Raw genomic sequence first — 14,077 nt, 5'->3', positions numbered from 1 at the left:
CCAGGAATTGCTAGTAAATTATGATTCAGACAAAGACGGTAGTATTACCTTTGAAGAGTTAAAGTCAGCAGAAGAGATAAGCAAATAATTTAACTTAGCAGTCAAAAAACCCAATACCAAATACCAATACCCAAAATCCCTCTAAGCGTGGGCGCTTTGAGGGATTTGCATGAAAAAGACAATTGTCTGTTCGTCATCTTCTGAGTCGCTTAAAGTGACGGGAACAAGTTTGTTTTAACCCAAGATTGAACCTGAACCAACTTCCCACTGATGTTTGAGCAATTCCTGGTAAGTCGTTTCCCTTATCATCATCTGCTTATACAGCATCAGCAAAAACTCTTGAGCTTGTTCACGAGACATCTGCTGCACTTGATCAGAGAATGTTCTAAGGCTAAATTCTTGTTCTAAAGATAATTCAATCGGTTGATTCATCGCTTTTATTACTTACTCTTTTATTTGGCTTTGCTTATGTAAGCAAATATTACTTTATATAAATAAATATTACGATAACTTTACAAAAACTAAAGGGGTGTAAACCGTACTAAGTAGGTTAGAATGCCGTATCTGCTGCTAAAAACCTTGATATCACTCCATTGTGGCAACCCAAGTCAAAACCTAACTTCTAAAGTTTCTTACCTTGAGGTTTTTAAAAGCATTTTTAGCCTCTGCTTGCGGCTAGCGATCGCAAGAAGGCGGGCGAAACAGCGCCATCGCTCAAAAGAAGAGATGGACAATACAATTATTCCTTTGGGTAAGAGTGAAAAGCGTATATCCCTGGTATTCCTAGATGAAAGGGTGCAAAGTTGCAGGTTCGGGTGTGGGGAATTAGGAATGTCTTGAACTGCTTGACGTACTCGTATTTAATTGTCTGAAACACACGAAGCTGCAACCCTACCCCCAACAAGATAACCCTGACAAGGTTTCACACGAGTCTTCGTGCCATTCCCCCATGATTCAGTAATACCAATTCTTCTTTCATTAGGCAACAGATGCAATTTATGAAAATGCTACTAATTTAAATTTCTTAATTGCGAATTCCTTTCTTTGTATAAGTCATACCTATATAATCCTTGAGAAAGTTTCCTCAACTCTGTGGGATTGCTACTATTACATCACAGTAGAAATAATTTACCAAGTCATAGCGAATGAGGTTGCGGTTTTGAAATCCCAATTAACTAATCATCGGGTCGATTTACAAGATTGCACTATTTTTTATCAGCAAAGTAGGTTGGAGTCGAGTTCAATCCCTATCCTATTGCTACACGGCTGGGGAATCTCTACTGAGCCTTATCAAGAAGTACTGGAACTACTAGCACAGCACCATACTATAATTGCTCCTGACTTACCCAGTTTTAGGAGATCAACTTACTCTGGGCTACTTCCCGATTACCTTAGCTATAGCAAATGTCTCCTTTCGTTTCTGGAAGTTTTGGATTTACAACAATTTCATCTAGTAGGACACTCATTCGGCGGAGGTATTGCCATTAGTTTATCTACACTTGTTCCAGAAAAAGTCAGAAGTGTAATTTTGGTAGATAGTACTGGGCTGCCCACGCCATCTATACCAGAGATGATACCGCGAAGGGCAATCGAAATGACCGCTCAACTGTTTCTCCCAAGACGCAGGTTGAAATTAGTTGATATTCCTTTGGTTTTCTCCTACAACTTGTTGTTCAACACAGTCAATGTCATTCAAGGATTGCTAATTTCTTTATACGAAAATATCAACCATCTGCTACCAAAAATCCCAGCTCCCTGTTTGTTATTATGGTCAGAAAAAGACCTAACTACACCATTAAGTAACGCTCAAGAAATGGCAGCAATTATTCCAGACTCTAAATTAATTACTGTAGAAGAAGGTTTCCACGAATGGGGACTCTGGTATCCTGAGAAATTTACATCACTCATATTGGATTTTATTTGTCAATTTGAGCAATATTGATACAGTTTGAACTGGGGCAAAATACAAGCTCCGTCTCAGTTGTTCCCCCTGCCCCCTTGCCTCCTTTGACCATTCTTTAGTATAGATAATTATAACTACAGGAAATAAACCATGTCAAAAAGATTGTTATTACTTATACCAATTTAATATGAAGCTGCATAGAATAAAGCTTCTAGAATAAAGTTGTAAGAAGAGACAGAAATTACCTGCTCAAAAGTAAGTTGGTCGAATATTTCTTGGATGCGTTCACGTAAAGCTTGTAAAGAAGAAAAAAGTTGATTTTTGAGTGGTTTTTTGAGGAGTTGCCAAAGCCTTTCAATGGGATTGAGTTCAGGGGCTGAAGGTGGTTGAAACAGAGGAATAATATTTTCTGGCCAACGGAGTTTTGAACTTGTATGAGCAGGTGCTTGGTCAATCTATAAAATAGCGTAATCGCTACCTAATTGCACAGATAGCCAATCCAAAAACTGTTGAAAACACTCACCATCCAGTTTTGGGTACTCAAGCTATAGTAGTTGGAGGCGGAAACACTTTTCATTTAATACATTACTTACATCAGACTAAACTACTTGAGGATATCAGAAATAAAGTTAGTAATGGAACTCCTTATATCGGATGGAGTGCAGGTTCTAATGTTGCTTGTCCTACCATCAAAACAAGTAATGATATGCCAATAATTGAACCGATAAGTTTTCAAGGATTGAATTTAGTTCCTTTTCAAATTAACCCCCACTATACAAATGCAGTAATCCCAAATCACAATGGAGAGACAAGAGAACAAAGACTGGAAGAATTTCTGGTTTTAAATCCAGATATTTATGTTGTAGGATTGCCGGAAGGAACAATGTTAAAAATTGAAGATTCATCAATCAGATTGATTGGCAATAAAACGATATATTTATTCAAGTTTGGAGAAGAAAAACAAGAGTATTCTCCTAATGATAATTTAGATTTTCTTCTGGAAATATTTTAATAGAATTGTTGACCTACATTGGTGTAATTTCTACATGAAATAATCCCGTATTCATGTTCAAAAAATCGTTTATTAGCATTGAACAGTTAGCTAAATATCCTTTCCAGTCGTCAGCATATTTTTGACGTAAATATGCATTTTCTAATTTATTTTAATCTTCCTAATAAACATATCTCAAATGTCTTATAAAGAACTTTATTTAGTTTTGATAAAATATTTTCACAAGTTTTAGCAAATCACTTTTTGCAGGTTCACCGCTATTTAACCATTCTATTAAATCATTAACGGATAACCAAAAACTTTCAATAAAATCATTTTTATTATACTCTGGGTTCAAATCTAATTCGATTTCATAAACCTTCATAAAAGCAGATACTTGATACTGATATGGTATTAAATATCCCAAGAGTCGAACATTAACCATGTTTAGCTCTAAGTTCAACTCTTCTTTGAGTTCACGTTGTAAAGCATCTTCATAGGTTTCTCCAGTTTCAACATGACCCCCCATGCTGACATCAAGACAAAGCGGAAAAATAGTTTTGTGTGTAGAACGCCGAGGTATCCACAGTTGACCTAATGAATTAACAACAAAAGCATTGACAACTCTAAAATTGCATAGTCCTTGACAATATATTTCCGAACGTTTCTTCTGTCCAACAACGCAATCGCTTTCGTCTACAATGTCAAGTATTTCATCATCTTGTATCATGATTAAATCCCTTTATAATTTGAATTAGGCGGTTAGGCATTACCGTGCCAAAACCTTATTTTCAGGTATAATTATGGTGCAACAAGTTTTGCGCTCGCTCAAGTCAGGTAAAAGCAATTTACTGAATGAGCGATTATTGTCAAAAAAGCCTTGGTAAATGCCTTAACCTTCACTAATCAGCTGTAACAAGGCTTCCGTTGATATCTTGCCACTCATATCAGTACCTTCCAATAGACTGTCTGCTAAATCTCGCTTTTGGTGATGCAATTGCACAATCTTTTCTTCAATAGTATCTTTTGCAACTAGACGATAAATTGTCACCGGACGTTGTTGCCCAATCCGATGGGCGCGGTCTGAAGCTTGGTCTTCCACAGCAGGGTTCCACCAAGGGTCTGTATGGATGACATAATCAGCCGCAGTCAGATTAAGTCCTGTGCCCCCTGCTTTGAGACTAATCAGAAAGACATCCCCTGAACCAGCTTGAAATGCATCGACCCGTTTTTTGCGCTCTGCTACTGAAGTACTGCCATCTAAATATTGATAATTAATACCTTGCTGTTCGAGGTAATCGCGGATGATGTGCAAATGGTCAACAAACTGACTAAACACTAACGCTTTATGACGATTTTCCAGCAGTTCACCCAATACTTCACCAAAAAGTTGCAACTTGGAACTGGATAATTCCGTATCAGGCATAACCAAACTAGGATTACAGCAAGCACGACGCAGTTTCATAATCTCAGCCAAAACTTGCAAATGTTTCTTTCCTGCTTCTGCATCACTTTCGGTAAGTTTAGATATGGCCTGACGGCGCAACGCTTCATAGAATGCCTTTTCCTCTCGACTTAATTCCACATGAAGGAGAATTTCGGTACGAGATGGCAACTCTTCTAGTACTTGATTTTTTGTGCGCCGCAACAGAAATGGTTGAATAAGTTTTTTGAGTTTATTACGTGCAAGTTTATCCTGATATTTTTCAATGGGGGTAGCAAAGCGTTGATTGAAGCTTTCAAAAGAACCCAATAACCCAGGATTAATAAAACGGAACAAATTCCACAACTCACCCAGGTGATTCTCAATGGGAGTCCCAGTAGTCAGCAACTTAAAATTAGATTTTAGGTTCATGGCTGCCTGAGAACGTTTAGTGGTCATATTTTTAATCGCCTGGGCTTCATCCAGGACAATCGTTTGCCACTGTACACCAGAAAGCATTTGCGCTACTTCTTCCTGCTGTAATAAACCATAGCTGCAAACCAACATATCCAACGGTTGTAACCCATCCAATAATTTTTGGCGGTTAGCACCAGAAAATTGAATAATATTCAGAGTTGGGGCAAACTTTTGCGCTTCACTCACCCAATTCATGCACACGGAAGTCGGCGCAATTATTAGGGTTGGCCCCTGATGGGCGTTTCTGAGAATGACCGCCAATGCCTGCAAAGTCTTACCGAGTCCCATTTGGTCTGCCAAACAAGCTCCTACACCCCAATGTGCCAGACGCGCCAGCCAACAAAAACCCTCCATCTGGTAGTCACGTAGTTCTGCCTGAAGCGTAGATGGCAGTTCTGGCTGGAGGTTCTGCACTTCCTTGAGACGCTCTCTATGTGCCTTCCAGTGTTTATCTGCTTTTACCTTACCTACCTCATCGACAAAATCCTCTAACCCTAATGTGGCTAAGGGGTGAAAACGAATACCTTTATTATGCTTTTCCGAAAACATCCGCAATTCGTCAAGGCGTTTCCGAAAAGCTTGAGTTAAAGCCAAAAATTGACCATCACCAAGGGGGATAAAACGGCTGGGGGTTTTCTCCAGTAGTTCTAGTAGTTGCTGCATATCCAGCACTAGGTCATTATTCAATTTCAACTCCCCTGTGGCTGCAAACCAGTCTTGCTGACGTTGAATTGATAAATTAAAGTCTTTCAAGTCAGCATTATGGCTAACACGCAGCTTCTCTCCTTCTGGCCATGCCATGACTACTTTATTTCCTAGCGCTTGCAGTTCTAGCAGTAGTTCTAAACATTCCTCTGGGTCAACTATTACCCATTCACCATCTTGTTCTTCACTTTGAGCCAAGGTAGGACAGGCGGCTACAGCGTAGGCGGCAAGTTGCTTCTCTTGGGATAGATTTCGTCTGGTTTGCAGACGTTTACCCTCAATCTCGGCAATGACAGTTTCACCACCTGTACCAGGGCGGAAGTAGGGGCCACCTTGGGCAAAAGGGCGCGACAAAAGGGTGATTTTCAAACCAGTATTGGCAGGTAAAAGGTGAATATGGGGCAGAGTCTGGGCGGGTACTTCTTCTGCACCTTCAAGTCCGCCACCAATGTCAGAATGCACAGTGACGATGCCAGAGACGGCATTAATAGCTGCCAAAACTTGCTTTTCGGCCAAGGCAGGTACATTTAATTTATTATCTTTACCTATAATCTCCGCAATGCGTCTGTGTTCGGCAGTAATTTCAATAACTTTGATCCGGGTTGGGGTTTCTTTGATATGCAGAATATTTTGTGATTCTAGTAATTTGGGAGAAAATTCCAAGGTGAGGCAACCAAGTTTCTCTTTTTTAACTAGTAATTCCGGTTCTCCCTTGACGATTTCTACACGAATATTAGGTGTATCTTCCCAAAAAACCAATGGGTGTCCAATTAAGGCAAAAATGGCTTTTTCACCGAAGGTATAATCAACTTTGCCATAATACCCCTCACTATATACTTCAATACAACTACATACCCGCATATCTTGGGGCGTGATGTAATCAAACTCAGATAATCCACTACTCAGGCGCTTGAGGGCTATAGGGCGACCTTTACTCCACTCGCCTTTGGCATTAACTTTCTGTTCCTTTGGTTGCAATACACATCTGCTGGGATAGAAGGTAATAAACCATGCTAAACGCAGTTCGGATTCTGGTTTTAGGGATGTTTGTGGTTGTTTTTGGAGATTTGCCAAAGCATTGAGGCACATTTCCCAAGCCTCTTGGGGTCGAATTAGGTCTATGATGGAATGAATACCGCTATCTTCTCGCAGTGCTTCTGCTTCTTTTTGATACTTACTACTAGGTTTAATCCGGGATAGGAGTTCTGCGGTTTCCATTGCCAACCAGTGATAACCAGAGGCGAGCGATCGCCGATATAGTGGTTCTAATAAATTAGGTAAGCGTTTTTTAGCACTCTGGGCATCCATCCAGTAAAGGCATAGGGAACAAAACAATGTTTGTAAGCTATTTTCTTCTTCTACTGAAGAGATATGGGCGCTAAGTACAAATTGTTTTTGAGTAATATCACCCTGGTGTACTTGCAGCACTGTTTTCAGTCTGTCATAAATAAACCTGAGCCAATGATCCGATTGACGAGACATCAAACTGGTGTACTCTTCTGCTTCTTTGAGGCGTTGCACTGAACCGTCTTTTAACAGTGCGAGGATAAAAAATAAGCCCCCCATTGTATCGAAATATATTTGGCGTTTGCCTGTCGCTTTTTTCAGCTTTTTCAGGGCATCTGTATAATAAGTAATTGCTTGCTCATTCTCACCCCGTAGAAAACTTAACCAACCCCAAAAAACGGCGGCGTTATCTTGATATTCATGTGATATCCGCTCCAGAGTTTCTTGTGCTTCTTCGGTACAACCTCGAAGCAACATTTGTTCTGTCAAAATCAGGTGCAGATAATCTGAGCAATGTCTTCCAGTTGAAGAACATTCTTCTTCTAAGAGTGTAAACGCATCTTCAGATGCAGACAATTTTAATGCTGAATTTAGGAGGATGCTAGATATGCTACTTTCATATAATCCTTGTGGTAAGGTACTCAACCAATCTGCATCAAATGGGTTATTGCATATCTGCTCAAAGATATTTTGTATTACTATTTTTTCTTCGCTATCACCATACTTCTCGTAATCTTCAATTTGCTTATTAATAAAATTAGAATCTTGGCGATAAAAACCTATACGAATTTCTCTGATACACTGGCGTAAACTATGGAATATCCGACGAGAATCATGGTTCCAATGAGTACGTATAGGTAGCTTTTCTTCAACTGCTATGACTTGGATTTCAAACTGTTCAGTTTTTATAGCATGACGAGTAGCAATTTCTGTAAGTAACGGGTGGCATTCCGCACCTTGCCTGCTTTCTTGCACTAACAAGCCTGCTTTTAACAATTTATCAATTTGGGGACTGAGGGTTTTAGTACTCCAAGGTTTATTATTTTCATCCAAAGCGCCCGTTTTACTAAGACAACTTATGAATGAATTTTTGTCTATCGGTGCATAAATTACCGAAAATAACTGGATAATCCTTTGTAAGGAAGGGTGTAACTCGAAGTATTTCTTCTCAACGAGTTTTGTTTGCAATCTTGTGGTGTCAGTTGCCAAATTAATCATATTATTTATTTAGTTGTTTAAATAATTCCATTAATTTACGTTTGCGTCCATGAGCCGCTTCTAATTTTGAGCGATAAGCAGACCATTCAGCTTTTTGCCCTAGTTGAATATAAGCAGCTTTGACTTTTTTTAGCCAATTAACCGCAGCGTCATAACGGTCAGCTTTTCCTTGTTCCATAATTGGTTCTGCCCGTTTGCGAGCGTTATCAATTACCCAATCTGGACGATGGGAAACTGCTGCATCCATGACTCGATGAACCAGTTTGGAATCATAGTAAGTATCTCTCTCTACTGTTTTAATTGCATCATCAATTAATCCTTCATGGAGAAAAATATCGACTTGAGCTTCTCGTATTCCCCAATCTTGCTGATCTCGTAGTGTTTGCAGTAAATCTTGTTTGAGCGTCAACCAAGTTTCTCCTGCATAGTCTTGAATTTTACCATAGTCTCGAAACGATGGTCTGATTTTAAAAGCAATGATGCTGGCAGTTAAGGCAGTGGCATTATCTTCTAATCCTTGGGCTAAATCACTTGTCCAAGTAGCAAATTCATATAAACAGTTACCTGTTAAATTTATACCAGCAAGGCATATTTCTAACGCTTCAACCAAATACCCATCTTCCCGCAATATTTTTGCCAGGGCAAAACCCTCTTCTGCTCTTTCCATCAGGATTTTAGCCGCAGACATCGCCTCTTCTACTCTTCCCAAAGCTGCTAATTGTGTCAGGTATTGCAGAGTCATTTCCTCTGCTAAAGCTAGATTTAAATACTCTGTGTAACGATTTTGACGTTCAAGAATTTGCAAGCGAATCAATGCTAAATCATCAGCAAAGCTTGGTCGTTCATTTTCCCAAAATTCTGCGGTATCATCTCCTTGCATAATTTGTTGCAATGGTTCATAATCCCAACCTTGACGCAATGCTTCTAAACTCATACTAAAGTCTGCACTGATTTCGTCTTGCCATGATGACAACATCAACTGCAAATCTACTATTTCTTCTGTAGACATTTCTGCACACAAAATTGCTTCTGTCCACGCGCTATCAAGAGGTTCTGCGATGGAATAACTGTCTCCACCGTAATCTAGCAACTCGTCCCATTCTTGGGCATAAGTTTCGGTAATAGTTTCGAGGATTGCGATCGCATTATTGCCATCTCCATTTTCTGCTAACTCCCGCGCTTTCTCAATTACAGCCAGCAAATCATCTGTAAATGGGTCTTCTTCTGAACCATACTCTAATTCTTTCAATCCATCCCGCAAAATCCGCTTGACATGAGAGCGGAAAGGTGATGTGTCAATTTTGCTTTGGCGGGTAGAAGGCTGTTTTGTTTTTGGTTTTGGTAAGTCTATCAAACTGACGAACTCATCAATATCATCAATTATTTCTGGTCTATTTTCCACCAGTTCTTGCAGTAATCGCTGAGTTTGAAGAAGATCGAGGTGATTTAATAACTGTTCTAGCGTTGGACGTTCTTCAATCCTATCTGATTGACGCGAACAGCTTAATAAGGTGGCAACAATATGTTTGCACCAACCATCATAATCATAAGGACAGGTACAACTTGCTGAGGTAATTCCACCTGCATCAAAACGAATACTGACTTGATATGGTGTAATTTCGCCGCCTTCTACCTCTGCTTGAATCAGATTACCGCGTTTTTTGAGATCGGCGATCGCACCCCTGCGGTAATATTCTTCACCACGACTGTAGGATGAAGCGTTGGAGTTATGACGTATTATTGCTTCAGAAATTTCTGGAATCGACATAGCACCCAAGTCTTTTATTTTTAGCTTACGCTTAAACTGCCTTTATTTCTCCTTGGGCCTGTATCCCACTTAAATCCAATATCCATGAATGAAATTGATTCAAGTCGGAAAACTGGACAAGGGATAAAAGTGATGTTAGCTTCTCTGGTGAAGAAAATATTAGGCTTTATCAATCGTCACAGTGGGCAGAACGTGGATTCTGTAAGAAATGTGAGAGCCATCTATTTTATAAAATAAAACAAAATAACCAGTATTTCATGCCTGTTGGACTATTCGATAATTCTGAAGGTCTTGTTTTCGATCACCAGGTATTCATTGATGAAAAGCCCAAATATTACTGTTTTGCCAATGAAACTAATGACCTGACAGGGGTAGAGTTATTTGCACAGTTTGCAACTCCTGAATGACTCCTAAACAGTAGAGTTACTTTTTACAAGTTTGAGTTAGGTTGGGCGAATGAGCGCACTGCTTCACTCACTTTCGTGCGCTCACTCAAAACCTTGAGACAACAAATCATCCAGCTATGTCTTTACCACTCTTATAGTTCATCGCTCTGGGTTTCCTCTTGCCTATAGGGACTACTTTCGATTGCTTGGGAGGTTGAGGAGGACGGCATTTCTCACAGTAGAGCGGTCGGACACCAAAGGTTTCTCGTTGTGTGGGCTGTTCGCACTGCTTACATACGAAGTTGAAAACGCGAGTATGAATTTCCCGCTTGTGCGCTCTGACGGTGTAGTCTCGGACTTCAATTGTTTTACTGGGCATTGACTGATTACTGTTAAGGACTTACTTCTTTAATATAGTTTTTCGTCTTAGTTCTACAAGATCCGTGCGTCATCTGACTAAAACATCCTCTTAATCAAATAAATACTCTTGGATATCATTTTGATGATGGCGGAGAATACTTATAGCTTTGACTTGGATTTGACGAATCCGCTCTCGGCTAAGGTTTAGCTGTTGGCCAATCTGAGCGAGATTAAAATGCTGATCGTTCTCCAGACCAAAGCTTAAAGTCAACACTTGACGTTGAATTGGTGTCAGTGGTTCTAATAATTTAGCCACGTCTTGCGATAGAAGTTCTTGGGTGAGCAGTTTTTCTGGTGAAGCGCCAACGTCTGCTAAAATTTCGCCCAATTCTGTCTCTTTCTCATCTCCGACTTGTTTATTTAAAGAGATGGCTGTGCGAGAAGCGGTGAGATATTCTCGAAGTTTATCTGTGCTTATGTTTAAGAGTGTTGCAACTTCTTCAGCAGTGGCATGGCGGCCGAGTTTTTGAAAGCTTTCTCGCTGCACTTTTTTAATTTTATTAAGTATTTCAGTCAGGTGAACAGGTAATCTAATAGTGCGGGATTGTTCTGCAATTGCTCTGGTTATAGCTTGGCTAATCCACCAGTAGGCGTAGGTCGAGAGCTTATAACCTCGGTTGGGATCAAACTTTTCTATACCCCGTTGTAAACCGATCGCTCCTTCTTGGATCAAATCTAGAAATTCCAAATTGCGGTTCTGGTATTTCTTGGCAACAGATACTACCAATCGCAGGTTAGCTGTTACCATTTTTTGTTTGGCTTTTTGGCCAAGGTGTAGTGCTGCTCGGACTTGTGCTTCGGTTTTTTCGACAGCATTAGCTAATTGAGTCAAAGTTGGTTCACGGTCTAGCTGTTGGGTGAGTTCATTTTTAGATTGCTCAATGGCAATCATTTCTTGTACCTGTCTACCATAAGCAATTTCTTCCTCTGGCTTTAATAAAGGATACTGACCAATTTCCTGCAAATAGATGCGAACCATGTCGGAACTCAGGCTGGACATACAAACTCAACACTTTTTTAAACCAAGGAATTTAAAAGTATAAATCAAATAGCTCAATAAAGTTTTCTATTTTTAATAATCAAAATTCATCACCAATGCAGTCCTGGGTGAAGTAACCTCTGCTTTAACCTTGTGTAGCGCTGTTGGTCATCAGTAGAGCGCACCGCCAGAGATATCGCTTTTTTTGCTCCAACCACGATCGCTAACTTCTTGGCACGAGTTATACCAGTGTAAAACAGGTTCCGGGTCAACATCATATAATGCTGCATATAGATTGGCAGAACTACCACTGGATATTCTGATCCCTGGCTTTTATGAATAGTTACGCTCCAGGCCAGGGCAATTTCATTCAAGTCAGCGTAATCATAAATTACATTGCGTTCGCCATACCCAACAGCAATTTCCTGCTCGACAGTATCAATGGCTTGGATTATTCCTAAGTCGCCGTTGAAGACTTCTCGGTTGTAGTCATTGGTTAGCTGGATGATGCGATCGCCCTCACGCAACAAATTCCCACTTCTGTTAATCTCCACCTTGTTGGGGCTGGGTGGATTAATCAACTGCTGCAACACGGTATTGAGATTGCGAGTCCCGACTACTCCCCGTGTCATCGGGCAAAGTACTTGGACATCAGTGGCAGGATTAAAACCTAAGCGAGGAATCAAATCGGTAATCAACTCGCAGATTGCTTGTACTCCATGTTCAGGCTGATGACCGCCGCCATGCCACAGACAATCAGACACAGGATTGTCGGAGATTGGCTCGATTGTTGGGTAAATTCCTCGATTAATTTGGTGAGCAGCAGTGATAATGGCACTTGTTTGAGCTTGACGGAATACCTGGGTCAACCGCACTACTGGCACGCGACCAGAATTAATCAAATCAGCAAGTATTTGACCTGGGCCCACAGATGGTAGCTGGTCAATGTCACCCACTAACAATAGTAGAGCGCCAGCCAATACTGCTTTAACTAAGGAGTAAGCCAGAAACAAATCAAGCATCGAAGCTTCATCAGCGATAATTGCCGTGTGGGGCAAAGGATTTTCGCTATCGCGCTTGAAACCCCTTGAGCGGGGGTCAAATTCTAACAAGCGATGTATGGTTTTGGCTTCCAGCCCAGTCATCTCACCCAAGCGTTGAGCAGCGCGTCCAGTCGGTGCTGCCATTGCAATAGATTTACCCATCGCTTTCCATAAACTAACTATGGTGTGGGTGGTGAAAGTTTTTCCAACCCCCGGTCCCCCAGTGAGGATCATGATTTTGGAATAGGCTGCTGTTTCTACAGCTTGGCGTTGCTGTTCTGAAAGCTGAATTTTACGGCTAGCAGTAAAGCGGTCAATCCAGCCACGCACACGCTCAATGTCAGTGCCGACAGGCTTTTCCAAGCGTTGGCGTATCAGTTGAGCTAAGTTCTGCTCCGTATGAAAGTAAGTCGGCTTGTAGCAAAGTAGCGTTTTTTCTTCATCCCGCTCTCTAATCAGGTCGTCTGTTAAAGCCATATCTTTAATAATGATCGCCACCGCTTCTTCTGTGGGCTGATGAGATTCGGTAGCCAGCAGTTTGATTACCGATTCAATCAGTTCACTTTGTGGCAGATAACAGTGACCATCTTCGGCGCCTTCACTTAGACAGTGGATAATCCCCGCACGGTAACGAAATTCTGAGTCAGGGGCAATTCCGATATTCCGTGCAATTTTATCGGCAGTTAGAAAACCAATACCGTAGATGTCGGCTGCTAACTGGTAGGGGTTTTTGGTAACAGTGGCAATTGCTTCATCCTTATATTGCTTGTAAATTTTGACCGCGTATGTTGTTGAAACACCGTGCCCTTGCAAAAATACCATTACTTCTTTGATCGCTTTCTGAGTTAACCAAGCGTTTTTGATGAGAGTGATGCGCTTTTTGGCAATACCTTGGACTTCAATCAGTCGTTCAATCTGGTTTTCGATAATGTCCAGGGTTTCTAGCCCGAAGTGGGCAACAATCCGTCTTGCTGTGACTGGCCCAACACCTTTAATCAGCCCACTGCCCAAATATTTCTCAATTCCGGTAAGCGTTGCTGGTTTGGTTTCTTTGTAGTTGACTACTTGGAACTGGGGGCCAAATTGTGGATGGTCACGCCAGAAACCAGTTAGCTGTAGAGTTTGACCTGGCTGAATATTGGCAAAGCTGCCGACAATTGTTGTGAGTTCGGTGCTACGGGGGCGGGTCAGTCTTGCCACAGTGTAACCCGATTCACCAGAGTAAAAAGTTAGGCGTTCTACGACTCCGGTGATTGTTTCGTGTTGAGGAAAGGCACTTACTTGTTGAGGGGAAAGATTAGGGGGAGTGGACATTGCTTATGATCAGATGCCGCACATCATTATAATACTCAAATTCAGTTGGTTATAGTACATAAATACTAAGTTAGATGCCCACTATTAGTATCATTGAAAACTCACTCTAGTTTAAGCTTGAAAGTCGGCGTAGTAGGGCTGACACCAGATTAACCCTTGCTTG

The 14,077-nt window shown here is 40.9% G+C and carries 11 protein-coding genes and 1 pseudogene; 5 read left to right on the top strand and 7 right to left on the bottom strand.

The genetic code is table 11. The annotated features are described in order from the left end of the window. Positions 1-7 precede the first annotated feature (7 nt). Entirely contained in the window at positions 8-88 is an 81-nt protein-coding gene (locus H6G26_RS32375; protein WP_242054027.1) for a hypothetical protein, read from the top strand. A gap of 146 nt (positions 89-234) precedes the next feature. On the opposite strand, the gene H6G26_RS32370 is transcribed toward H6G26_RS32375, so the two are convergent. Beyond that, positions 235-432 carry an NblA/ycf18 family protein gene (locus tag H6G26_RS32370; RefSeq protein ID WP_190734874.1) on the bottom strand — a complete coding sequence of 66 codons (198 nt, stop codon included), beginning with the start codon at positions 430-432 and terminating at the stop codon, positions 235-237. Positions 433-555: 123 nt separating this feature from the next. Between H6G26_RS32370 and H6G26_RS32365 the strand changes: the two genes are divergently transcribed. The 3 genes from H6G26_RS32365 (at position 556) to pepE (ending at position 2,915) form a co-directional block, all read left to right on the top strand. Continuing rightward, positions 556-840, top strand: coding sequence for a hypothetical protein (locus H6G26_RS32365; RefSeq protein ID WP_190734872.1), 285 nt, complete (start codon positions 556-558; stop codon positions 838-840). Between the two features lie 319 nt (positions 841-1,159). Further along, positions 1,160-1,942, top strand: coding sequence for an alpha/beta hydrolase (locus H6G26_RS32360; RefSeq protein ID WP_242054026.1), 783 nt, complete (start codon positions 1,160-1,162; stop codon positions 1,940-1,942). Between the two features lie 442 nt (positions 1,943-2,384). Further along, positions 2,385-2,915 (top strand): dipeptidase PepE, encoded by a 531-nt coding sequence (gene pepE / locus H6G26_RS32350; RefSeq protein ID WP_347242538.1) that lies wholly within the window; start codon positions 2,385-2,387, stop codon positions 2,913-2,915. 199 nt (positions 2,916-3,114) lie between these two features. Here the strand turns inward: pepE and H6G26_RS32345 are convergent, their stop codons facing one another. From H6G26_RS32345 to H6G26_RS32335, 3 genes are all read right to left on the bottom strand, one after another. Continuing rightward, positions 3,115-3,624, bottom strand: coding sequence for an NUDIX domain-containing protein (locus H6G26_RS32345; protein ID WP_190734870.1), 510 nt, complete (start codon positions 3,622-3,624; stop codon positions 3,115-3,117). A gap of 162 nt (positions 3,625-3,786) precedes the next feature. Next, positions 3,787-8,004, bottom strand: a complete 4,218-nt coding sequence (locus H6G26_RS32340) for a DEAD/DEAH box helicase (RefSeq protein ID WP_190734868.1) — start codon at positions 8,002-8,004, stop codon at positions 3,787-3,789. Position 8,005: 1 nt separating this feature from the next. Continuing rightward, positions 8,006-9,772, bottom strand: a complete 1,767-nt coding sequence (locus H6G26_RS32335) for an SWIM zinc finger family protein (RefSeq protein ID WP_190734866.1) — start codon at positions 9,770-9,772, stop codon at positions 8,006-8,008. A gap of 155 nt (positions 9,773-9,927) precedes the next feature. Here H6G26_RS32335 and H6G26_RS32330 point away from each other — a divergent pair. Then, positions 9,928-10,179, top strand: a pseudogene (locus tag H6G26_RS32330) (GFA family protein); the annotation flags it as partial. A 106-nt stretch (positions 10,180-10,285) separates the two neighbouring features. Here H6G26_RS32330 and H6G26_RS32325 read toward each other — a convergent pair. The 3 genes from H6G26_RS32325 to H6G26_RS32315 form a co-directional block, all read right to left on the bottom strand. Further along, positions 10,286-10,537 (bottom strand): hypothetical protein, encoded by a 252-nt coding sequence (locus H6G26_RS32325; protein ID WP_190734864.1) that lies wholly within the window; start codon positions 10,535-10,537, stop codon positions 10,286-10,288. 90 nt (positions 10,538-10,627) lie between these two features. Then, the gene (locus H6G26_RS32320) at positions 10,628-11,578 is read right to left on the bottom strand and encodes an RpoD/SigA family RNA polymerase sigma factor (RefSeq protein ID WP_190734862.1); all 951 of its coding nucleotides are present in this window, start codon (positions 11,576-11,578) and stop codon (positions 10,628-10,630) included. A gap of 89 nt (positions 11,579-11,667) precedes the next feature. Continuing rightward, positions 11,668-13,914: an ATP-dependent RecD-like DNA helicase gene (locus tag H6G26_RS32315; protein ID WP_190734860.1), complete on the bottom strand. Its 2,247-nt coding sequence runs from the start codon at positions 13,912-13,914 to the stop codon at positions 11,668-11,670. Positions 13,915-14,077: the final 163 nt, after the last annotated feature.

Origin of the sequence: Nostoc sp. FACHB-888, assembly GCF_014696655.1 — a bacterium.
GTDB lineage: Bacteria > Cyanobacteriota > Cyanobacteriia > Cyanobacteriales > Nostocaceae > Nostoc.
The sequence above is the reverse complement of the archived record's forward strand: the minus strand, read 5'-3'. Positions and strand labels throughout refer to the sequence as shown.

Bases quoted from the DNA above. Each gene is read 5' to 3' on its own strand.
- H6G26_RS32345 (WP_190734870.1), bottom strand. From the start codon at position 3,624: ATGATACAAGATGATGAAATACTTGACATTGTAGACGAAAGCGATTGC.
- H6G26_RS32325 (WP_190734864.1), bottom strand. From the start codon at position 10,537: ATGCCCAGTAAAACAATTGAAGTCCGAGACTACACCGTCAGAGCGCAC.
- H6G26_RS32335 (WP_190734866.1), bottom strand. From the start codon at position 9,772: ATGTCGATTCCAGAAATTTCTGAAGCAATAATACGTCATAACTCCAAC.
- H6G26_RS32340 (WP_190734868.1), bottom strand. From the start codon at position 8,004: ATGATTAATTTGGCAACTGACACCACAAGATTGCAAACAAAACTCGTT.
- H6G26_RS32320 (WP_190734862.1), bottom strand. From the start codon at position 11,578: ATGTCCAGCCTGAGTTCCGACATGGTTCGCATCTATTTGCAGGAAATT.
- H6G26_RS32365 (WP_190734872.1), top strand. From the start codon at position 556: ATGCCGTATCTGCTGCTAAAAACCTTGATATCACTCCATTGTGGCAAC.
- H6G26_RS32315 (WP_190734860.1), bottom strand. From the start codon at position 13,914: ATGTCCACTCCCCCTAATCTTTCCCCTCAACAAGTAAGTGCCTTTCCT.
- H6G26_RS32370 (WP_190734874.1), bottom strand. From the start codon at position 432: ATGAATCAACCGATTGAATTATCTTTAGAACAAGAATTTAGCCTTAGA.